At 72.0% G+C, this 20,913-nt stretch carries 17 protein-coding genes; 10 read left to right on the top strand and 7 right to left on the bottom strand.

The features are described 5' to 3' along the window. The first annotated feature begins 34 nt into the window (after positions 1-34). Together ABZ948_RS17715 and ABZ948_RS17720 are read left to right on the top strand one after the other, a co-directional pair. Entirely contained in the window at positions 35-1,039 is a 1,005-nt protein-coding gene (locus ABZ948_RS17715) for a Gfo/Idh/MocA family protein (protein WP_359760513.1), read from the top strand. Further along, a complete protein-coding gene (locus ABZ948_RS17720; protein WP_359760515.1) occupies positions 1,036-2,052 on the top strand; it encodes a Gfo/Idh/MocA family protein in 1,017 nt (338 codons plus the stop codon). The genes ABZ948_RS17715 and ABZ948_RS17720 overlap by 4 nt, the downstream gene beginning before the upstream one ends. A 49-nt stretch (positions 2,053-2,101) precedes the next feature. On the opposite strand, the gene ABZ948_RS17725 is transcribed toward ABZ948_RS17720, so the two are convergent. From ABZ948_RS17725 to ABZ948_RS17745, 5 genes are read right to left on the bottom strand one after another with little or no spacing between them, the layout of a single operon-like run. Further along, a complete protein-coding gene (locus tag ABZ948_RS17725) occupies positions 2,102-3,121 on the bottom strand; it encodes a Gfo/Idh/MocA family protein (RefSeq protein WP_359760517.1) in 1,020 nt (339 codons plus the stop codon). An 18-nt stretch (positions 3,122-3,139) separates the two neighbouring features. After that, positions 3,140-4,042 (bottom strand): sugar phosphate isomerase/epimerase family protein, encoded by a 903-nt coding sequence (locus ABZ948_RS17730; protein ID WP_359760519.1) that lies wholly within the window; start codon positions 4,040-4,042, stop codon positions 3,140-3,142. 1 nt (position 4,043) lies between these two features. After that, positions 4,044-4,955 carry an ATP-binding cassette domain-containing protein gene (locus ABZ948_RS17735; protein WP_359760521.1) on the bottom strand — a complete coding sequence of 304 codons (912 nt, stop codon included), beginning with the start codon at positions 4,953-4,955 and terminating at the stop codon, positions 4,044-4,046. A 5-nt stretch (positions 4,956-4,960) separates the two neighbouring features. After that, on the bottom strand, positions 4,961-6,037 hold the full coding sequence (locus ABZ948_RS17740) for an ABC transporter permease (RefSeq protein WP_037770422.1): 1,077 nt from the start codon (positions 6,035-6,037) through the stop codon (positions 4,961-4,963). Then, positions 6,037-7,056 (bottom strand): sugar ABC transporter substrate-binding protein, encoded by a 1,020-nt coding sequence (locus ABZ948_RS17745; RefSeq protein WP_359760523.1) that lies wholly within the window; start codon positions 7,054-7,056, stop codon positions 6,037-6,039. The genes ABZ948_RS17740 and ABZ948_RS17745 overlap by 1 nt, the downstream gene beginning before the upstream one ends. 321 nt (positions 7,057-7,377) lie before the next feature. On the opposite strand from ABZ948_RS17745, the gene iolC reads away from it, so the two are divergent. From iolC to ABZ948_RS17775, 6 genes are read left to right on the top strand one after another with little or no spacing between them, the layout of a single operon-like run. Next, positions 7,378-8,355 (top strand): 5-dehydro-2-deoxygluconokinase, encoded by a 978-nt coding sequence (iolC, locus tag ABZ948_RS17750; RefSeq protein WP_359760525.1) that lies wholly within the window; start codon positions 7,378-7,380, stop codon positions 8,353-8,355. 13 nt (positions 8,356-8,368) lie between these two features. Continuing rightward, positions 8,369-9,247 (top strand): Cgl0159 family (beta/alpha)8-fold protein, encoded by an 879-nt coding sequence (locus ABZ948_RS17755; protein WP_359760526.1) that lies wholly within the window; start codon positions 8,369-8,371, stop codon positions 9,245-9,247. A gap of 14 nt (positions 9,248-9,261) precedes the next feature. Then, positions 9,262-10,155: a 5-deoxy-glucuronate isomerase gene (gene iolB / locus ABZ948_RS17760; RefSeq protein ID WP_359760528.1), complete on the top strand. Its 894-nt coding sequence runs from the start codon at positions 9,262-9,264 to the stop codon at positions 10,153-10,155. Further along, positions 10,152-12,023 carry a 3D-(3,5/4)-trihydroxycyclohexane-1,2-dione acylhydrolase (decyclizing) gene (iolD, locus tag ABZ948_RS17765; RefSeq protein WP_359760530.1) on the top strand — a complete coding sequence of 624 codons (1,872 nt, stop codon included), beginning with the start codon at positions 10,152-10,154 and terminating at the stop codon, positions 12,021-12,023. Before iolB ends, iolD begins: the two co-directional genes overlap by 4 nt. Before the next feature lie 43 nt (positions 12,024-12,066). Then, positions 12,067-13,560, top strand: a complete 1,494-nt coding sequence (locus ABZ948_RS17770; protein WP_359760532.1) for a CoA-acylating methylmalonate-semialdehyde dehydrogenase — start codon at positions 12,067-12,069, stop codon at positions 13,558-13,560. 21 nt (positions 13,561-13,581) lie between these two features. Then, a complete protein-coding gene (locus ABZ948_RS17775; protein ID WP_359760534.1) occupies positions 13,582-14,367 on the top strand; it encodes a GntR family transcriptional regulator in 786 nt (261 codons plus the stop codon). Here the strand turns inward: ABZ948_RS17775 and ABZ948_RS17780 are convergent. Both ABZ948_RS17780 and ABZ948_RS17785 read right to left on the bottom strand, forming a co-directional pair. Next, complete coding sequence (locus ABZ948_RS17780; RefSeq protein ID WP_359760535.1) at positions 14,357-15,160, bottom strand: DUF427 domain-containing protein; 804 nt, start codon at positions 15,158-15,160, stop codon at positions 14,357-14,359. The two genes, ABZ948_RS17775 and ABZ948_RS17780, sit on opposite strands and share 11 nt — an antisense overlap. Before the next feature lie 75 nt (positions 15,161-15,235). After that, positions 15,236-16,219 (bottom strand): aldo/keto reductase, encoded by a 984-nt coding sequence (locus tag ABZ948_RS17785; RefSeq protein WP_359760537.1) that lies wholly within the window; start codon positions 16,217-16,219, stop codon positions 15,236-15,238. A gap of 210 nt (positions 16,220-16,429) precedes the next feature. Here ABZ948_RS17785 and galE point away from each other — a divergent pair, with 210 nt between their 5' ends. Then, entirely contained in the window at positions 16,430-17,563 is a 1,134-nt protein-coding gene (gene galE / locus ABZ948_RS17790; RefSeq protein WP_359760539.1) for a UDP-glucose 4-epimerase GalE, read from the top strand. A 110-nt stretch (positions 17,564-17,673) separates the two neighbouring features. Continuing rightward, complete coding sequence (locus ABZ948_RS17795; RefSeq protein ID WP_359760541.1) at positions 17,674-20,862, top strand: putative bifunctional diguanylate cyclase/phosphodiesterase; 3,189 nt, start codon at positions 17,674-17,676, stop codon at positions 20,860-20,862. The last annotated feature ends 51 nt before the right edge of the window (positions 20,863-20,913 follow it).

A 20,913-nucleotide genomic window follows, 5' to 3' on the forward strand; every position in this document is an offset into this window, starting at 1 on the left:
TCCCCCCGTCTCACCAGCTAGGAGCAACACCCCCATGCGTATTGGAATCCTCGGCCTCGGCCGCATCGGTGCCTTCCACGCCGAGACCCTGTCCGGGCTCGACGCCGTCGAGTCGCTCGTCGTCACCGACCCGTTCGCGGACGCCGCCAAGGCCGCCGCCGAGCGGTTCGGGGCCGACGTCGTGGACTCGCCGGAGGCGCTGCTGGCCGCCGGTGTCGACGGGATCGTCGTCGCGGCCGCCACGGACGCCCACCCCGCGCTGATCCTCGCCGGTGTGGAGGCCGGTGTCCCGGTCTTCTGCGAGAAGCCCGTCGCCAAGACCATGGCCGAGGGCGTCGAGGTGCTCAAGGCCGTCCAGGGCAAGGGTGTGCCGATCCAGATCGGGTACAACCGCCGCTTCGACGCCGGTTTCGTCAACGCCCGCGCCGCCGTGCGCGGCGGCGAGCTCGGCAAGCTGCACACGGTCCGCTCGACCACCCTGGACCCGGCGCCGCCGCCGGCCGCGTACATCGCCGCCTCCGGTGGCATCTTCCGCGACTGCTCGGTGCACGACTTCGACATCATCCGCTGGGTGACCGGCCGCGAGGTGACCGAGGTGTACGCCGTGGGCGGCAACCGCGGCGCCGAGTACATCAAGGACGCGGGCGACGCCGACACCACCGGCGCGATCCTCACCTTGGACGACGGCACGATCGCGGTGGTCTCCAACTCCCGCCACAACGCCCGTGGTTACGATGTCCGCATGGAGATCCACGGCTTCGACGACTCCATCGCCGTCGGCCTGGAGGACAAGCTGCCGCTGCGCTCGGTCGAGCCGGGCGTGACCTTCCCGGCGGGCACCCCGCACGACTTCTTCATGGACCGCTTCACCGCGGCCTACCGCGCCGAACTGACCGCGTTCACCGAGGTCGTGGCCGGCAGCCGCCCCTCCCCCTGCACGATCGAGGACGCCTTGGAGGCAGGCTGGATCGCCGACGCGTGCACCCTGTCGCTGCACGAGCACCGCCCCGTGACCATCGAGGAGGTACGCCAGGCATGAGCGAGAAGGGCCCGGAACCCCTGCGCATCGGTGTGCTGGGGGCGGCGCGGATCACCGAACGCTCCCTGATCGACCCGGCCCGGGCGACCGGCCACCGCCTCGTCGCGGTGGCCGCCCGCGACCGCGCCCGGGCGGAGGCGTTCGCCGCCGAGCACGGCGTGGAGCGGGTGGCGGGCTCGTACGCCGAGCTGGTGGCCGACCCGGAGGTCGACGTCGTCTACAACCCGCTCGCCAACGGGCTGCACGGACCGTGGAACCTGGCCGCCCTCGCGGCCGGCAAGCACGTGCTGTCGGAGAAGCCGTCGGCGAGCAACGCCGAGGAGGCGAAGGAGGTGCGGGCCGCCGCCGAGAAGGCCGGGACGGTCTTCATGGAGGCCTTCCACTACCTCTTCCACCCGGTCACCCGCCGCCTGCACGAGCTGCTGGCCTCGGGCGAACTCGGCGAACTGCGGCACGTCGAGGCCATGGTCGCGATCGCCGCGCCGCCGGACACCGACCCGCGCTGGTCGCTGCCGCTGGCCGGCGGCGCCCTGATGGACCTGGGCTGCTACAGCCTGCACGCGCTGCGCGTGCTCGCACCCTGGGCAGGCGGGCCGCCGCGCCTGGCCGGGGCCCGGGGCGGGGAGCGGGCCGGCGCCCCCGGGGTCGACGAGTGGCTGGACGCCGACCTGGAGTTCCCCGGCGGAGCCACCGGCGCCGCCCGCTGCCACATGGCGTACGACGGGCTGGACATGAGCATCCGGATCGTCGGCTCCCGGGGCGAGGCGACCGCCCCGAACTTCGTGCTGCCCCACCTGGACGACCGGGTCGTGGTCCGCACCCCGGAGGGCGAGCGGACGGAGCGGCTCGGCACGCGCTCGTCGTACGCGTACCAGCTGGAGGCGTTCGCGGCCCGGGTGCGGGAGGGCGCGCCGCTGCCGCTGGACGCGGACGACGCGGTGACGACGATGGAGCTCATCGACGCCTGTTACCGACGGGCCGGCTTCGAGCCCCGGCCGCGTACGCGGGGCTGAGGCGCGCACGCGTGAGAAGGGGCCCGGAGTTCGTCCCCGGGCCCCTTTCTCACGCGTACAGCGCGGGTCTGTCGACCAGTTGGACCTCGACGCGGCCGCCGTCCTCCAGGGCCCGGACGCCCGCCTCGCACACCGCCGACGCGGCGTAGCCGTCCCAGACGCTCGGGCCGGTGACCTCGCCGCGGCGGGTGGCGTCGACCCAGGCCTGGAGCTCTCGGTCGTAGGCCGTCTCGAAGCGTTCCGTCCAGTCCTGGGCGATGGTGCCGCCCCAGCGGCCGGCCATGTTCGTGACCAGGGCGTGGCCGTCGCCGATGCGGGCGGTGCCGCGTTCGCAGACGACCTCGGCCTGGACCTGGTAGCCGAAGCCGCAGTTGACGAAGATCTCCACGTCGGAGAGGGCGCCGCCGTCCGTCTCGAAGACGACGAACTGCGGGTCGCGCAGCCCGTCGGGGGCGTTGGCCGACGGCGTCGGGCGCAGCACCGTGACGGCCGTGATCTCCTGGCCGAGCAGCCAGCGGGTCGCGTCGGCCTCGTGGGCGACGGAGTCGCTGATCAGCATGGAGCTGGTGAAGAAGGGCGGGCTGGCGACGTTGCGGTGCCGGTTGTGCAGCATCAGCGGGCGGCCCAGCTGACCGGTCGTCAGCAGCGCCTTCAGCTTCGCGTACTCGGGGTCGTAGCGGCGCATGAAGCCGACCTGGACCCGGCGGTGGCCGAGGCGCAGTTCGGCTTCGAGGACGCGCAGGGCGGAGGCCGCGTCGGGGGTGAGCGGCTTCTCGCACAGGACGGGCAGGTCGCGCTCGAAGGCGGCGAGCAGGGTGGCCTCGTGGGCCGGGCCCGGGGAGGCGATCAGGACGGCGTCGACGCCGTCCGCCGCCAGCGCGGCGGCCGGGTCGGAGTGGGCGGCGCAGCCGTCGACGCGGGCGGCGACGGCCTTCGCGCGCTCCGCGTCGACGTCGGCGACGGCCACGACCCGCGCTCCGCTGACGACGTCGTGGAGACGGCGCACGTGGTCGGCGCCCATCCTGCCCGTACCGATGACTGCGACTCCCACGGTGGCGCGCTCGGTCATGGCCGTCCTTTCGGGTCGTCAGGCGCCGCAGGACCTCAGGAACTTGCGGGTGCGCACCGCGATCGGCAGCGGCTTGTCCGGTTCGCAGGGGTACATGTCCTGCTCGACGATGGCGAAGAGGTCCACGCCGAGCTTCTGGGCGGCCGCGAGGACGGGGCCCAGCTCGGGGACGCCGGCGGGCGGTTCGCACATCACACCGCGCGCGACGGCCGGGCCGAACGGGACCTCGTTCTTGACGACGTCGGCGAGGATCTCCGGGTCGACCTGCTTGAGGTGCAGGTAGCCGATGCGCTCGCCGTAGGTCTCGATCAGCTTGACGCTGTCGCCGCCGCAGTAGGCGTAGTGCCCGGTGTCCAGGCAGAGGTTGACGTGGTCGGAGTCGGTCGAGTCGAGGAACTGCTCGACGTGCTCCTCGGTGTCGATGTGGGTGTCGGCGTGCGGGTGGACGACGATGTCCAGGCCGTACCTGTCCTTCACCTCGCGGCCGAGGCGCTCCATGCCGGTGGTGAGGTTGCGCCACTGCTCGGTGGTGAGCTCCGGGGGCTCCAGGATCTCGGCGGTCTTGTCGTCCCGCCAGAAGGACGGGATGACCACCAGGTGCTTCGCGTCCATCGCCTGGGTGAGGGCGGCGACCCGGCTGACCTGCTCCCAGGTGGAGTCCCACTCGGAGGGGCCGCGGTGCAGACCGCAGAAGATCGTGCCGGCGGAGACCTGGAGGTTCCGCTTGGTCACCTCGTCGGTGAGCCGGGCCGGGTCGGTGGGCAGGTAGCCGTAGGGGCCGAGTTCTATCCAGGAGTAGCCGGCCTCGGCGACCTCGTCGAGGAAGCGTTCCCAGGGCACCTGCTGGGGGTCGTCGGGGAACCAGACGCCCCAGGAGTCGGGGGCGGAGCCGACCCGGATGCGGTCGAGCGCGAGGGCCATGTCAGGACTTTCCTTCCGAGGACGTGGCTACGGGTGCGGTGAGGTCCCCCTCCTCGGGGAGCTCGTCGACGTCGACGCCGCGGACCTGCGCCAACTCGTGCTTGAGGGAGGCGAGTTCGGCGCCGCCGGCCATGTGGTTGGTCAGCTCTTCGAGGGAGACGTCGCTACGGGAGGCGGACAGCTCCATCGTGCCCAGGCGCAGGACGCTGAAGTGGTCGCCGACCATGTAGGCGTGGTGGGGATTGTGGGTGATGAAGATGACGCCGAGGCCCTTCTCGCGGGCGGCGGCGATGTACTTCAGGACCACGCCGGACTGCTTGACGCCGAGGGCGGCGGTCGGCTCGTCCAGGATGAGCACGCGGGCGCCGAAGTAGACGGCGCGGGCGATGGCGACGCACTGGCGCTGACCGCCGGAGAGCGTGCCGATGGGCTGCTCCAGGTCGTCCAGGACGATGCCCATGGCGCGCAGTTCCTCGTCCGCGGTCTTCTTCATCCGCTCGATGTCGAGACGGCGCAGCGGCCAGGGGCCCTTGGTCATCTCGGAGCCGAGGAAGAAGTTCCGCCACACCGGCATCAGCGGGACGACCGCGAGGTCCTGGTAGACGGTGGCGATGCCCTTGTCGAGGGCCTCGCGCGGGGTGGAGAAGCGCACCGGTTCGCCGTCGACGAGGAACTCGCCCTCGGTGTGCTGGTGCAGCCCCGAGACGATCTTGATGAGGGTGGACTTGCCGGCGCCGTTGTCGCCGAGGACGCAGGTGACCTTGCCGGGGTACACCTCCAGGTCGACGCCGTGCAGGGCGCGGATGTTGCCGTAGGACTTGCCGGCGGCGCGCAGCTCGACGAGCGGGCGGTCCCCGGCGGGCGGGGTGTCCTTCAGGACGGCACCGTGGGTGCCGGTTTCGTTGCTGGTCATCGCGGTCACCTCCGGGTCGCCGTGCGCTGGACCCACAGATTGATGAGGACGGCGCCGAGGAGCATCACGCCGAGGAAGGCCTTGAACCAGTCGGGGTTCCAGCCGGCGTAGACGATGCCCTGCTGCACCATGCCGAACATGAAGGCGCCGAAGACCGGGCCGATCGCGGAGCCGTAGCCACCGGTGAGCAGGCAGCCGCCGATGACGGCCGCGGCGATGTAGATGAGCTCCTGGCCCACGCCCTCGCCGGACTGCACGGTGTTGAAGGAGAACAGCTGGTGCATGCCGACGAACCAGGCGCCGAAGCCGACCAGCATGAACAGGGAGATCTTGGTGAACGTCACGGGCACGCCGACCGCCCGTGCGGAGTCCTTGTTGCCGCCGACGGCGAAGATCCAGTTGCCGTACTTGGTGCGCAGCAGCACCCAGGTCGCCAGCGCGGCGAACACCAGCCACCACACCACGGTGATCTTGACGTTGACCCCGCCGACCTCGAACGTCGAGGCGAAGAGCTTCTGCGCCTGGGTGAAGCCGTCCATGTCGCTGATGTCGTCGGTGGCGACGTTGCCGGTGACCAGCTTGGTCACCGCGAGGTTCACGCCCTGCAGGATCAGGAACGTCCCGAGGGTGACCAGGAAGCTCGGCAGGCCGGTCTTGACGAGCATCCAGCCGTTGAAGGCGCCGATCGCCAGCGACACGAGCAGGGCGACGATGACGCCGACCCAGACGTTCATGGTCAGCTGGTAGCTGAGCATCGACGCGGTCAGCGCCGAGGTGATCACGGCGACACCGGCGGACAGGTCGAACTCGCCGCCGATCATCAGCAGCGCGACCGGCAGGGCCATGATCCCGATGGTCGACGACTGGTACAGGATGTTCGCCATCGAGCTGCCGTCGCGCACGGGCGGCGCGGCGAACAGGAAGAACACGAGCACGGCCACGGCGCCGAGGAAGACGCCGACCTCGGGCCGGGCGAGCAGCCGCAGGGCGAGCGGGCGCTGCCGGGTCCGGCCGTCGGACTGCTTCTGGCCGGGGGCCGGCGGTGTGTCCACCGCCGGCGCAGCCTGTTGGGTCATGCTCATCACCGGGTGCCCTTCGCGGCGAACTCCCCGATCTTGTCGACGTTGGACTTGTCGACGAAGGCCGGGCCGGTCAGCACGGGCTGCTCACCACCGCCGCTGTAGTTGCCGTTGTTCTTGTAGAGCCACAGGCCGTCGACGGCCAGGTAGCCCTGGAGGTAGGGCTGCTGGTCGACGGCGAACTGGATGTCGCCGGCCTTGATGGACTTGATCAGGTCCTTGTTGAGGTCGAAGGTGGCGACCTTCGCCTTGCTGCCGGCGTCGGAGACCGACTGCACCGCGGTCAGCGCGAACGGCGCGCCCAGGGTGACGACGTAGTCGATGGACGGGTCCTGCTTGAGCTTGGCGGTGATCGTCGACTTCACGGACGGCATGTCGGTGCCGTTGACGTTCTGCGGGTCGACCTTGCCCTCGAAGGTCTTCGCCACGCCGTCGCAGCGCTGCGTCAGGCCGACGTTGCCCTGCTCCTGCATGACGCAGAGGACGTTCTTGGCGCCGACCTCGTTCAGCTTCTTGCCGAAGGCCTCGCCCGCGACGGACTCGTCCTGGCCGAAGAACTCCAGCAGGTTGAGCTTCTTCCAGTCGCTCAGGCCGGAGTTGAGGCCGACGACGGGTATGCCGGCCTTCTCGGCCTTGCCGATGACGCCCTTGAGCGCGTCCGGCTTGGCGAGGGTGACCGCGATGCCGTCGACCTTCTGGTCGATCGCGTTCTGGACCAGGTTGGCCTGGTTGCCCGCGTTCGGGTCGGCGGAGTAGACGAGCTTGATGTTGTCCTTGGCGGCCGCGGCCTCGGCACCCTTGCGGACGGTGTCCCAGAAGGTGTCACCGGGGGCCTGGTGGGTGACGAGGGCGACGGTCATGCGGGGCGTGGTCGCCTTGCCGGCGGAGGCGTTCGCGGCGCCTTCCTCGGACTTCTTGCCCCCGGAACTGCTGGAGCAGCCGGCGAGGGTCAGGGCCGCCGCTGCGGCCACGGCGACGACGGGCGCGAACCTGCGGGAGCGGGGGTGAGAAGAGCGGTCCATCTTTCCTGGCACCTCACTGTGCTACTGCGGGGGAAAGGGAGGGGATCACGAGGATCCGTGGTCCCGGAGCCTTACGGAGTCCGGATCATGATGCCGCAAACGGACTGTTGCGATGCCACGGGATCCAAGTCCTTGCCACGCCCGCTGTCAATACTTTGTTAAGACATCATTTCACAAGCAGGTCCGAATGTAAGTACAAACTATTGACAGCGCCGCCCTCCGAGACCTACACCTGGGGGGCGGCAGGTCCCGTGGATCCACGCCCCCACCGTGTCAGGGCGCCCCGGGACCCGCATCCCCAGCTTCCCGAGGAGGTCGCGCATGGCCGAGCCAGCCCAGTATTTCGATGTGATCACGATGGGCCGCATCGGGGTCGACCTCTATCCCCTGCAGACCGGTGTGCCCCTGGCCCAGGTGGAGACGTTCGGGAAATTCCTGGGAGGTTCCGCGGCCAATGTGGCGGTCGCCGCGGCCCGCCTCGGACGCCGCGCGGCCGTGATCACGCGCACCGGCGACGACCCCTTCGGCACGTACCTGCACGAGGAGCTGCGGGGCTTCGGCGTCGACGACCGCTGGGTCACCCCGGTCGCCGCCCACCCGACGCCGATCACCTTCTGCGAGATCTTCCCGCCGGACGACTTCCCGCTCTACTTCTACCGCCGCCCCAAGGCCCCGGACCTGGAGATCCACACCGACGAGCTGGACTTCTTCGCCATCCGCGACGCCCGGATCTTCTGGATCACCGGCACCGGCCTGAGCGAGGAGCCCAGCCGCTCCGCCACGCTCGCCGCCCTCAAGGCCCGCGACAAGTCCGGGGTCACCGTCTTCGACCTCGACTGGCGCCCGATGTTCTGGGGCGACCCCGAGGAGGCCCGCCCGTACTACCGCGAGGCCCTGCGGCACGCCACGGTCGCGGTCGGCAACCTCGACGAGTGCGAGATCGCCACCGGCGTGCGCGAGCCGCAGGCCTGCGCGGAGGCGCTGCTGGAGGCGGGCGTGGAGCTGGCGGTCGTCAAGCAGGGCCCCAAGGGCGTGCTGGCCGTGCACCGCGACGGCACCCGGGCCGAGGTGCCGCCGGTGCCGGTCGAGGTCGTCAACGGCCTGGGCGCCGGGGACGCCTTCGGCGGCTCGCTCTGCCACGGCCTGCTCGCCGGCTGGGAGCTGGAGCGGACCATGCGTCACGCCAACGCCGCCGGCGCCCTCGTCGCCTCCCGCCTCGCCTGCTCCTCCGCGATGCCGACCGAGTCCGAGGTCGCGGACCTCCTCGCCGGGGTGCCGTCGCCAAGCCCGAGCCACTGAAACGGAGCCTTCCTTGAACATCGGCATCCCCGACCTCACCACGGTCAGAGCCCGGTACCCGGAGGCCGTCGCCGAGGCGGCGGCCCGCCGGGCGCGCCGCCCGCTGATCGGCGACAGCGGCCGGCTGCTGATCGTGGCCGCCGACCACCCGGCGCGCGGCGCCCTCGGGGTCGGCGACCGGCGGCTGGCCATGGCCCACCGCGCGGACCTGCTGGAGCGCCTGTGCACCGCGCTGTCGCGGCCCGGCGTCGACGGGGTGCTCGCCACCGCCGACATCCTGGAGGACCTGCTCCTGCTCGGCGTGCTGGAGAACAAGGTCGTCATGGGCTCGATGAACCGCGGCGGCCTCGCCGGGGCCGCCTTCGAGATGGACGACCGCTTCACCGGCCACCGCGCCGAGGACATCGCCCGCCTCCGCTTCGACGCGGGCAAGCTCCTGGTCCGCATCGACTACGACGACCCGGGCTCGCTCACCACCCTGGAGACCACCGCCCGGGCGATCGACGCCATGGCCGCCCTCCGGCTGCCCCTGTTCGTCGAGCCGTTCCTCTCCCGGCGCGTCGACGGCAAGGTCCGCAACGACCTGTCCGCCGAGGCCGTCACCAAGTCCATCGCGATCGCCTCGGGCCTGGGCGGCACCTCCGCCTACACCTGGCTGAAGCTGCCCGTCACCGACGACCCGGACGACATGGCCGAGGTCCTGGAGACCTCCACCCTGCCCGTCGTCCTGCTCGGCGGGGAGGTCGGGGACGACCAGGAGGGCGCCTACGAACGCTGGCGCAAGGCCCTGCGGCTGCCCACCGTGCAGGGCATGGTCGTCGGACGGTCGCTGCTCTACCCGGCCGAGGGCAGCGTGGAAGAAGCGGTGGACACGGCCGTCGGCCTGTTGTGATCCCGGAGGATGCCATGACGTACCACCTTCCCGCCGGCAAGGCGCTCGGCGGCCCCTACGTCGTCGACGTCACGCCCGAGAAGGCCGGCTGGGGCCACTCCAGCCTGCGGGTGCTGGAGCTGCCGCCGGGCGGCTCCCACACCTTCGACACCGGCGACAGCGAATGGATCGTCGTCCCGCTGAGCGGTGCCTGCACGGTCGCGTCCGCCGACGACTTCGGCCAGGACACCTTCGAGCTCCACGGCCGTGCCGACGTGTTCAGCGGCGTCAGCGACTTCGCGTACGTGCCGCGCGACGCCCGGGCGACGGTCTCGTCCGCCGCGGGCGGCCGGTTCGCGCTGACCGGCGCGCGCTGCTCGCGCCGCCTGCCCGCCCGCTACGGCCCCGCCTCCGAGGTGCCGGTGGAGCTGCGCGGCACCGGGAACTGCTCGCGGCAGGTCAACAACTTCGGCGCGGCCGGGGTCTTCGAGTGCGACAAGCTCATCGCGGTCGAGGTGATCACCCCGGGCGGCAACTGGTCGTCGTTCCCGCCGCACAAGCACGACGAGCACCGGCCGGGCGAGGAGTCCGTGCTGGAGGAGATCTACTACTTCGAGTTCGCCGGCCACGACGGCGTCCCCGGCCTCGGCTACCAGCGCGTCTCCCCCTCCGGCCCCGGCCGGGACACCGACGTGCTCGCGGAGGTCCGCGACGGGGACGTCGTCCTCATCCCGGACGGCTGGCACGGGCCGTCGATGGCCACGCCCGGCCACCACATGTACTACCTCAACGTCATGGCGGGCCCGGAGGCCGAGCGCGCCTGGCTGATCTGCGACCACCCCGACCACGCCTGGGTCCGCGACACGTGGCCGGACCAGCCGGTCGACCCCCGGCTGCCCCTCTACACCGCCCCGGAGACCTCCGTATGAGCGCCCCCACCCGCCGCCTCACGACCGCCCAGGCCCTGGTGCGGTTCCTGTCCGCCCAGTACACCGAGCGGGACGGCGTGCGCCGCCGCCTGATCGCGGGGACCTGGGGCATCTTCGGCCATGGCAACGTCGCCGGGGTCGGCCAGGCGCTGGTCGAGTACGCGGATGTGATGCCGTTCCACCAGGGCCGCAACGAGCAGTCCATGGTGCACGCGGCGGTCGGCTACGCCCGGCAGCTGAACCGCCTGTCGGCGCAGGCGGTGACGACCTCCATCGGCCCGGGCGCCACCAACCTGGTCACCGGCGCCGCGCTCGCGACGATCAACCGCCTCCCTGTGCTGCTCCTGCCCGGTGACTACTTCGCCTCGCACGCCCCCGACCCGCTGCTCCAGCAGCTGGAGCACCCGGTCGAGGCGGACGTGTCGGTCAACGACACCCTCCGCCCGGTCTCGCGCTACTTCGACCGGATCACCCGCCCAGAGGCGCTGATCGCCTCCGCGCTCCAGGCCATGCGCGTGCTCGCCGACCCGGCCGAGACCGGCGCCGTCACGCTGGCCCTCCCCCAGGACGTGCAGGCGGAGGCCTACGACTGGCCCGAGGAGTTCTTCGCCGAGCGCGTCTGGTCCGTACGGCGTCCCGCGCCCGACCCGGTGGAACTGACCGCCGCCGTCGAGGCGATCCGATCGGCCGAGCGACCGCTGATCGTGGCGGGCGGCGGCGTCCACCACAGCGAGGCCGAGGCGGCGCTGAAGACGTTCGTGGAGGCCACGGGCATCCCGGTCGCCTCCACCCAGGCGGGCAAGGGCTCGCTGCGCCACGACCACCCCGCCGACCTCGGCGGCATCGGCCACACCGGCACGGCCGTCAGCGACGACCTCGCCCGCACGGCCGACCTCGTGATCGGCGTCGGCACCCGCTACACCGACTTCACGACCGCCTCCGGCACGCTCTTCCAGAACCCGGACGTGCGGTTCCTCAATCTCAACATCACCGGCTTCGACGCGCACAAGCTGGCGGCGCGCACGCTGGTCTGCGACGCGAGGTCCGGCCTCGAACTGCTGCGTGAGGCGCTCGCCGGTCACCGCGTGAGCGAGGCCTACGCGGCCGAGTACCGCGCCGGCAAGGAGCGCTGGGACGAGGTCGTCGAGGCCGCCTACCGCGCCGCCGACGACAGCGCCGTCCCGACGCAGACGCAGGTGCTCGGCGCGCTGGACGCCGCCGTGGGCGACGACGACGTGGTGATCAACGCGGCCGGCTCGCTCCCCGGCGACCTCCACAAGCTGTGGCGCTCGCGCAGCCCGCGCCAGTACCACCTGGAGTACGGCTACTCCTGCATGGGCTACGAGATCCCGGCCGGCATCGGCGTCCAGCAGGCCGCCCCCGGCACGCCGGTGTGGGCGCTCGTCGGCGACGGCACCTACCTGATGATGCCGACGGAGATCGTCACGGCCGTCCAGGAAGGCCTGCCGCTCAACATCGTCCTCATCCAGAACCACGGCTACGCCTCCATCGGCGGCCTGTCGGAGGAGACCGGCGGCGAGCGCTTCGGTACCGCCTACCGCTTCCGGGCCGCCGACGGCACCTTCACCGGCGCCCCGCTCCCCGTCGACCTCGCGGCCAACGCCGCCAGCCTCGGCATGGAGGTGCTGCGCGCCAAGACGGTGCGCGAGCTGCGCGAGGCCCTGGCGGCGGCCCGCGCCTCCGACCGGCCGACGTGCGTCTACGTCGAGACCGACCCGGCCCCGACCGCTCCCCCGGCCGAGGCCTGGTGGGACGTGCCGGTCGCCGAGACCGCCTCCCGCGAGGCCGCCGTCGCGGCCCGCGAGCGCTACGACCGCCAGGTGGCCGGACGCCGCCGCCACCTCTGACCTCCGCCCCGCACCCCGGTTCCACGAAAGGCCCTTGCGCACCATGAAGACCATCACCCACTGGATCGACGGCAAGCCCGTCGAAGGCACCTCCGGCCGGTTCGGCCCCGTCTACAACCCGGCCACCGGCGCCCAGGAGAAGCAGGTCGCCTTCGCGACCGTCGACGAGGTGGACGCCGCGGTCGCCTCCGCCAAGGCCGCCTTCGAGTCCTGGGGGGCCTCCTCGCTCGCCAAGCGCACGGCGGTCCTGTTCAAGTACCGCGAGCTGCTGGACGCCCACCGCGACGAGATCGCCGAGCTGATCACCGCCGAGCACGGCAAGGTGCACTCCGACGCGCTCGGCGAGGTCGCGCGCGGCATGGAGATCGTGGAGCTGGCCTGCGGCATCTCGGTGCAGCTGAAGGGCGAGCTGTCCACCCAGGTGTCCTCGCGGGTCGACGTCGCCTCGATCCGCCAGCCGCTCGGCGTGGTCGCGGGCATCACGCCGTTCAACTTCCCGGCGATGGTGCCGATGTGGATGTTCCCCATCGCCATCGCCTGCGGCAACACGTTCGTGCTGAAGCCGTCGGAGAAGGACCCGTCGGCCTCCTTCCGGCTGGCCGAACTGGCCGCCGAGGCGGGCCTGCCGGACGGTGTGCTGAACATCGTGCAGGGCGACAAGACGGCCGTGGACCGCATCCTGGAGCACCCGGACATCGAGGCGGTCTCCTTCGTCGGCTCCACCCCGATCGCCCGGTACATCCAGCTCAAGGCCGTCGAGCACGGCAAGCGCGTGCAGGCCCTCGGCGGCGCCAAGAACCACATGCTGGTGCTGCCCGACGCCGACCTGGACCTCGCCGCCGACCAGGCGATCAACGCGGCGTACGGCTCGGCGGGCGAGCGCTGCATGGCCGTGTCGGTCGTCGTCGCGGTCGGCGACACCGGTGACGAACTGGTCGGCAAGATCGCCGAGCGGGCGAAGAACCTGCGGATCGGCCCCGGCACCGACCCGGCGTCCGAGATGGGCCCGCTGATCACCCGTGAGCACCGCGACAAGGTGGCCTCGTACGTGGCGTCGGCCGCCGAGCAGGGCGCCGAGGTCGTGGTCGACGGCACGGGCTTCTCCGTCGAGGGCCACGAGGACGGCTTCTTCCTCGGGGTCTCCCTGCTGGACCGGGTGCCGCTGACGGCGGACGCCTACCGGGACGAGATCTTCGGCCCGGTGCTGTGCGTGGTCCGCGCGGAGACGTACGAGGACGCCATCAAGCTGATCAACGACTCCCGCTGGGGCAACGGCACCGCGATCTTCACCCGGGACGGCGGCGCCGCCCGCCGCTTCCAGCTGGAGGTCAAGGCGGGCATGGTCGGCGTCAACGTCCCGATCCCGGTCCCCGTCGGCTACCACTCCTTCGGCGGCTGGAAGGACTCCCTCTTCGGCGACCTGCACATCTACGGCAACGACGGCATCGCCTTCTACACCCAGGGCAAGGTCATCACCACGCGCTGGCCGGACCCCTCCGACGGCGGCATCAACCTCGGTTTCCCGAGCAACACCTGACACCTGTAGGGGGGTTCGTCCATGGCGAAGACCGGTGACCGGGCCCGCACCGCGCCCGCGCCCGCACTCAGCTCGCTGGACTTCACCCTGGACCGGGGCAGTCCCGTGCCGCTGTACTACCAGCTCGCGCAGCAGCTGGAGGCGGCGATCGAGCAGGGGGTCCTCGCCCCGGGCGACCTCCTGGGCAACGAGGTCGACCTCTCCGTGCGCCTCGGGCTGTCCCGCCCCACGGTCCGCCAGGCCATCCAGTCCCTCGTCGACAAGGGACTGCTGGTCCGGCGGCGCGGCGTGGGCACGCAGGTGGTGCACAGCCAGGTCAAACGCCCCTTGGAGCTGAGCAGCCTCTACGACGACCTCGAGGCGGCCGGCCAGGCCCCGACCACCCAGGTCGTGCTCCACGAGGCCGTCCCGGCGTCCTGCGACGTGGCGGCCGCCCTGGGCGTGCCCGAGGGCAGCGAGGTCACCGCCCTGGAACGGCTGCGCCGCACGCACGGCCGGCCGGTGGCCCTGCTGTGCAACTACCTCCCGCCGGCCCTGCTGGACCTCGACGACGCCCGTCTGGAGTCGACGGGCCTGTACCGGATGATGCGCTCGGCCGGCATCACCCTGCACAGCGCCCGCCAGACCATCGGCGCCCGCGCGGCCACGGCCGAGGAGGCCGCCCGCCTGGACGAGGAGGAGGGCGCGGCCCTGCTCACGATGCAGCGCACGGCGTACGACGACACCGGGCGGGCGGTGGAGTACGGGACGCACATCTACCGGGCGTCGCGGTACACGTTCGACTTCCAGTTGCTGGTCAGGGTTTGAGGCTCGCGGTGAAGGGCGTGACCGGGCGCTCCAGGCGTTCGCCGTCCACGGTGAGGTCGACGGCTTCGTTGTAGAAGGCGAACAGTCCTTCCACCGCCGCGACCGCCGGCAGCGGGTCGGGGTAGCTCCAGAGGATGTTCCGGGGCACCTCCCCCGCGCCACGCCAGGTCCAGTACCGGGCCCGGCCTTTGTAGGGGCACGCGGTGCGGTGGTCCGTCGGCTCGAACAGGTCGAGGCGGACGTCGTCGCGGGGGATGTAGTAGCGGATCGGCAGGGAGGTCTCGAAGAGCAGGACCGGGCGCCGGGTGTCCGCGACGAGCGTGCCGCCGACACCGACCTGGACGTGCCGGCTGCTGGGCAGTGCGTCGACCCGTTTGTGCGGGTCGCGCGGGTGCACGAAGATCTCTTCCTCCTCCTCGTACCAGTGGTCCAGGCCGCTGTCCCAGCGGCGGAACCACTCGAAGGCGATGTGTCCGGCCAGGTCCTTCGACGGGAACGTCCAGGCCGCGTTCGCCACGGGCTCCCCGCCGGCGTGCAGGTCGTAGAAGACCTGCGATCCGGTGTGGGCGCCCGTGGGCGGGTGCGCGGCGGGGCGGAGCAGGTCCGTGCGGACGTCCTCCCGCGGGAAGGCGTACTGCGGTACGGGCAGGTGGGGCTCCCAGACGAGGACCGGGTGCCGGCTGTCGACGACGGTGACATCGCCCTTGCGGCCGCGCACCCAGCGCTCGCTGGGCTCCCACAGGAGGCCCTCAGGGGTGGTGCGCACGGATGAGGCGGCGGGGTGGGTGGTCATGGCCGGGGCTCCCTCCGGATGTCCGGTACCCCTCCACCGTCCCACCATCGGGCGGCCCGGACCTTCGGCGGGCGCTCAGTGCGCCGCGTCCAGCCGGGCCCGCTGCTCCTGCGTCAGTTCCAGGTCCACCGCGGCCAGGTTCTCCTCCAGCTGGGCCACCGACGACACCCCGGCCAGAGGGACGACGGGCAGCGCGCCGCCGATCTGCCAGGCGAGCACGACCTGGTTGACGGTCGCGCCGGTCTCCCGGGCCACCTCGTGCAGGGCCTTCAGGCGGGCCGGGGCGCCCGGGTGGTCGTAGTCCGAGGGCAGTCGCTCCGGGCGGGTGTAGGCGCCCTTGAGCAGCGGTGAGTAGGCAACCAGGGTGAGCCCCGGCTCCTCCCGCAGGTAGCCGAGGAGGTCCGGGCCGGCGTGGCCCAGGCTGCCGTCGGGGAAGAGGTCCGTGGGCACGTCCGTGCGCGGCCGCAGGTGGCTGTGGGAGTACTGGAGCACCTCGTAGCCGGGCAGCCCGGCGGCCGCCGCGAGGGCGCGGGCCCGCTCCACGCGCCAGACGGCGTGGTTGCTCACCCCGAGCAGACCCACCGTGCCCTCGGCGACCAGGGCGGCGAAACCCTCGACGGTCTCGCGCAGGGGCACCCCCGGGTCCTCGATGTGCGCGTACAGCAGGTCCAGCTTCTCGATGCCGAGCCGCTCACGGCTGCGCTCCGCCGACTCGCGGATCACCTTCGCCGACAGGCCCTCGCGGTTGTCGATGTAGCTCGTGCCCGGGGCCAGGGGCCGGGCGCCCAGCTTGGTCGCGAAGACCACCTCGTCACCGATGCCGCGGCTGCGCCGCCACCGGCCGAGGAGTTGCTCGCTCTGCCCGCCCTGCCCGCCGTCGGTCCAGAAGGCGTAGTTGTCGGACGTGTCGACGAAGCTGCCGCCCGCCTCGACGTAGCGGTCGAGGATGGCGAAGGACGTCTTCTCGTCCGTCACCGAGCCGAACAGCATCGCGCCGAGCGCGAGCACGCTCACCTCGCGGCGGGTCTGCGGATCCGTGCCGATCGTGCGGTACTTCATGGCTGTTCCCTCCCCTGCGCACTCCGTTGTCGGGGTGCTCGAAGGGAGTCTTCAGCTTGAAGTGCGCTCCAGGTCAAGGGGCGGTCAAAGGAGCGGCGCGGTTCGTCCGGAGGCCGCTGCGCGCCTTGACGCGGGCGGGAACTATGCCCCAGAGTTGTACATATACACCGTAAACATACGGTACCGCCGAGCGCACGCAGGATGTCCCCCATGGCGCGCAATGGGCCGGTGACGGCCGATCCTCCCGGGGCGGATACCCGCCCTGAGTCGAGCACGCCCGCCGGAGCCCCCTGGGCGCCGTCGACCGTCCTGGTGACCGGCGGCGCCGGCTTCATCGGCAGCCACACCTGCGTCGAACTCCTCGACCACGGCTACGAGGTGATCGTGGTCGACGACTACTCCAACAGCTCCCCGCAGGTCTTCTCCCGGGTGGAGCGGATCGCGGGCCGCTTCGTCGGTGCCGTCTACGAGCTGGACATCCGGGACCGACGCGCCCTGTCGGCCGTCTTCGACCGGCACTCCGTGGACGCCGTCGTGCACTTCGCCGCGTACAAGACGGCGGAGCGGTCGACCCGGCTGCCCGTGCACTACTACGACACCAACGTCGGCGGCACCACGTCCCTGCTGCGGACCATGCACGACCACGGGGTGCACCACCTCGTGTACCCCTCGTCCTGCTCGGTCTACGGCGACGCCGGGCCCGGGCCGCTCGCCGAGACGACTCCCGCCCGGCCCACCACGCCCTACGCGTCCTCGAAGTGGATCTGCGAGCAGATCCTCGCGGACGTGTGCCGCCGCTGCCCCGAGTGCACCGTGCTGTGCCTGCGCTACTCCACCCCGGCCGGGGCCCACCCCAGCGGGCTGCTCGGCGAGGACCCGCGGGAGACACCTGACACCCTGATGTCGTACGTCGCCCAGGTGGCCGACGGCAGACGCGGACGGCTGCGTGTCTACGGCGACGACTACCCCACCCGCGACGGCACCGCGGTCCGGGACTACCTCCACGTCATGGACGCCGTCGAGGCGCACCGCGTGGCGCTCGACCACCTCACGGACGGGCCCGGCATGCGCGTGTTCAACATCGGCGCCGGCCAGGGCAGCACGGTGCTCGACGTCATCACCGCGTTCTCCGGGGCGAGCGGCCGCACCATCCCCTACGACGTCCTGCCCCGCCGCCCGGGCGACGTCCCCGCCCTCGTCACCGACCCGACCGCCGTGACGCACGCCTGGGGCTGGCGGCCCACCCGGAGCCTCGCCGACGTGTGCCGGGACGCCTGGCACTTCCAGCGGCTCAACCCGTACGGCTACGCGGACCGTGCGCCGCAGCCGGACCGGACCGACTAGGACCCGGCCCCATGCCGCCCCCGGCCTTCCGCACGGCACGCAGAGCGGGGTCCCTCCCTGGAGCGGGACGGCCAGGGCCTCCGCCCGCCCGCCGGTCGGGCGGAGTGAGCGTGCGCGCCGGAAGGCTCGCCCCGCGGCACGCCCACGACCGGCTGATGACAGCCCTGCTCCTCCTGGTCGGCACGCTGACCGTCCTCTACATGACCGTCCCGGACCTGCGCACACCGCTGTGGGCCGTCATCGGAATGGCGAGCGCCGGAGCCGTGATCTGCGGCGTGCGCCTGCACCGCCCCGCACACCGCTGGCCCTGGTGGGTGCTCGCCGCCGGCCTGCTGGCCTTCGCCGCGGGCGACACCTACTACAACGTGCAGGAGGCGTACTTCGCCGCGTCCAACCCCTTCCCGTCCCCGGCGGACGCCTGCTACCTGGTGGTCTACCCCCTCTTCGCCGCGGGGCTGTTCGGTCTGGTGCGGCACCGCTGGGTGGGCCGCGACCTGCCCAGCATGCTCGACGCCCTGATCATCACCACCGGCCTCGGGTTGGCGGTCTGGGTCTACCTGGTGCAGCCACTGACCCGGCTGGAGGGTCTGACCTGGCAGGAGCGCGCGATCAGCATCGCCTATCCGCTCGGGGACGTGCTCGTGCTGGCGCTCCTGGTCCGGCTGCTCTCCCCCAGCCCCGTCTCCGGCGCCAACCGCGCCGTACGCCTGCTCGTGCTGGGCACCCTCACGCTGCTCTGCTTCGACATCGCCTACGGCATCCTCCAGCTCAACGGCACCTGGCAGGCGGGCACGCTCCTCGACTCCGGCTGGATCGTCTTCTACACGGCATGGGGGCTGGCCGCGCTGCATCCCGCCATGGCGGACCTCACGGCCTCGGAGTCCCCGCCGCGCTCCCTGCTGCCCCCCTGGCGCCGGCTGCTGCTGCTCGCGGCGGTCACGCTGGTGCCGCCCGCGATCCTCATCCACGAGGAGGCCCTGGGCCGGGTGCGCGACGCGACGGCGCTGGCCGCGTTCTCCGGCGTGCTGTTCCTGCTGGTGATCCTGCGGCTCGCGGTGATGGTCATGGCGTACCGCGAGGCGGTGGCCCGGGAACAGGCCCTGCGTACCGCCGCAGCGGCGCTCGTGGCGGCGTTCTGGCCCGACGAGATCGCGCGGACCTGTGAGGCGGCGGTCGCCGGCCTGGTCGGCATGAAGGTCCGGCACGCGACCATGCTCCTGTCGGCCCAGGACGCCCGCGACCTGTACGCCCGCCTGGCGAGCCACCCCGGCTGGAGCGACGGCGGGCCCGGCCCCGGCCGGGACGGGGCCGCCCGGGCCGGGCCCGCCGAGCCCGTCCGGCCGCGCGCCTTCATGGTCCCCACCGCCCTGTGCGGGCCGGTCGTCGCCGCCCGGCTCGGTGGACTGCCCACCGCCCTGGTCTGCCCCATGGTCCAGCCCGACCGCCCGGCGGGCGGCGAACTGCCGGGCGTGCTGCTGGCGGCCGGTCCCGAGCAGTACCTCAACGAGATGCGCGGTTCGCTGGAGATCCTCGCCTCGCACGCCGGGCTGGCGACGGAACGCGTCGCGCTGCGGCAGGAGGTCGTCCGCAAGGAGAGCGAGGCGTACTTCCGCACCCTCGTGCACAATGCCTCGGACGTCATTCTCATCGTCGACGAGGACATGGCCGTCCGGTACGCCAGCCCGTCCTCCCGGGCCGTGTTCGGCAGCTCCGAGCTGACCGGCGCCCAGCTGACGGACCTGGTGGACTCCGGGGAGCGCGACCGGGTGGTGCGCACCCTCACGGCACTGCGGAACACCGGCCGGCAGGAGGCGCACGACCACTGGTGGGTGGCACGCGGCAGCAGACGGATCGAGGTGGAGGTGCGCTGCCGCGACCTGCGGCAGGACCCCACGGTCGGCGGCCTGGTCGTCACGCTCCGGGACGTCACCGAGCAGCGCCAGCTGGAGCACGAACTCACCCAGCGGGCCTTCCACGACTCGCTGACGGGTCTGCCCAACCGGACCCTGTTGCTGGAGCGCACGGAACGGGCCCTGCTCCGCGGCCGCCGGGAGTCGACCGTCACCTGTCTGCTCTTCGTCGACCTCGACGATTTCAAGATCGTCAACGACACCCTGGGCCATGCGGTCGGCGACAGTCTGCTGCGCTCCGTCGCGGAGCGCCTGTCGGCGGCCCTCCGCCGTACCGACACCGCCGCCCGGCTCGGCGGGGACGAGTTCGCCGTGCTGATGGAGGACGCCCGCGAGCCCCTGGACGCCGAGCTGCTGGCCGCGCAGCTGATCCAGACCCTGGGCAGGCCGTTCCAGCTCGTCGACGAGTCGGTGCGGGTCTCGGCCAGCGTGGGCGTCGCCACGGCCCGGGACAGCACCGACGCCCAGGAGCTGCTGGCCCTCGCCGACCTGGCGCTGTACGCGGCCAAGGCCGCCGGGAAGCGCCAGTGGCGCCGTTTCCAGCCCCAGCAGCGCGTGCGCATGGTGGAGCGGCACGACCTCAGGGCGCGGCTGGACAACGCGGTCGCCCGCCAGGAGTTCGACCTGCGGTACCAGCCGGTCGTGGACATCGCCGCGGACGAGGTGGTGGGTTTTGAGGCACTGGCGCGCTGGCCGCGGCTGCATCGCGAGCCGGTCTCACCGGCCCAGTTCATCCCGCTCGCCGAGGAGACCGGGCACATATCGGCGCTGGGCGCCTGGGTGCTGCACAGCGCCACGGCCGACATGGCCCGGCTGCAGCACCGCATCGCGGGGCTCGCGCCGCCGTACCTCAGCGTCAACGTCTCCGCCCGGCAGTGGCACGACACGGATTTCCTGGACCAGGTGTGCCGCGCCCTCGACAGCGGCGGACTGGCCCCGGGCACGCTGCAGCTGGAGCTCACCGAGTCGGTGCTCATGCGGCGCACCGAGCAGATCGACATGCTCCTGCGGGCGCTGAAGGACCGCGGCGTGCGCATCGCCGTCGACGACTTCGGCACCGGCTACTCTTCGCTGCGCTACCTGCGGGACTTCCCGATCGACGTCCTGAAGATCGACAAGTCGTTCATCGACGACATCCCGGCCGACCCCCGGCAGATCGCTCTCGTCGAGGGCATCGTCCACCTCGCCGACACACTGGGGCTGGAGGTGATCGCCGAGGGCATCGAGGCCCCGGCGCAGCGGGACCTGCTGGAGAGCATCGGCTGCCGGTACGGCCAGGGGTATCTCTTCGCCCGGCCGATGACGGTGGAGCAGAGCGAGGCCGTGCTGCGGCAGCAGAACGCCGTACTGCGGGAGCGGAACGGCGACCGGTCCGCACCGGGCGCCTGAACGGGGCGGAGCCCCCTCCTCCTCTTCAGCGTCTTCGGCGTCGCCTCGAGA

This window comes from Streptomyces olindensis (assembly GCF_040645895.1).
GTDB lineage: Bacteria > Actinomycetota > Actinomycetes > Streptomycetales > Streptomycetaceae > Streptomyces > Streptomyces olindensis.

Bases quoted from the DNA above. Each gene is read 5' to 3' on its own strand.
- ABZ948_RS17720 (WP_359760515.1), top strand. From the start codon at position 1,036: ATGAGCGAGAAGGGCCCGGAACCCCTGCGCATCGGTGTGCTGGGGGCG.
- ABZ948_RS17770 (WP_359760532.1), top strand. From the start codon at position 12,067: ATGAAGACCATCACCCACTGGATCGACGGCAAGCCCGTCGAAGGCACC.
- ABZ948_RS17730 (WP_359760519.1), bottom strand. From the start codon at position 4,042: ATGGCCCTCGCGCTCGACCGCATCCGGGTCGGCTCCGCCCCCGACTCC.
- ABZ948_RS17785 (WP_359760537.1), bottom strand. From the start codon at position 16,219: ATGAAGTACCGCACGATCGGCACGGATCCGCAGACCCGCCGCGAGGTG.
- ABZ948_RS17775 (WP_359760534.1), top strand. From the start codon at position 13,582: ATGGCGAAGACCGGTGACCGGGCCCGCACCGCGCCCGCGCCCGCACTC.
- iolC (WP_359760525.1), top strand. From the start codon at position 7,378: ATGGCCGAGCCAGCCCAGTATTTCGATGTGATCACGATGGGCCGCATC.
- iolB (WP_359760528.1), top strand. From the start codon at position 9,262: ATGACGTACCACCTTCCCGCCGGCAAGGCGCTCGGCGGCCCCTACGTC.
- ABZ948_RS17725 (WP_359760517.1), bottom strand. From the start codon at position 3,121: ATGACCGAGCGCGCCACCGTGGGAGTCGCAGTCATCGGTACGGGCAGG.
- galE (WP_359760539.1), top strand. From the start codon at position 16,430: ATGGCGCGCAATGGGCCGGTGACGGCCGATCCTCCCGGGGCGGATACC.
- ABZ948_RS17745 (WP_359760523.1), bottom strand. From the start codon at position 7,056: ATGGACCGCTCTTCTCACCCCCGCTCCCGCAGGTTCGCGCCCGTCGTC.
- iolD (WP_359760530.1), top strand. From the start codon at position 10,152: ATGAGCGCCCCCACCCGCCGCCTCACGACCGCCCAGGCCCTGGTGCGG.
- ABZ948_RS17715 (WP_359760513.1), top strand. From the start codon at position 35: ATGCGTATTGGAATCCTCGGCCTCGGCCGCATCGGTGCCTTCCACGCC.
- ABZ948_RS17735 (WP_359760521.1), bottom strand. From the start codon at position 4,955: ATGACCAGCAACGAAACCGGCACCCACGGTGCCGTCCTGAAGGACACC.
- ABZ948_RS17740 (WP_037770422.1), bottom strand. From the start codon at position 6,037: ATGAGCATGACCCAACAGGCTGCGCCGGCGGTGGACACACCGCCGGCC.
- ABZ948_RS17780 (WP_359760535.1), bottom strand. From the start codon at position 15,160: ATGACCACCCACCCCGCCGCCTCATCCGTGCGCACCACCCCTGAGGGC.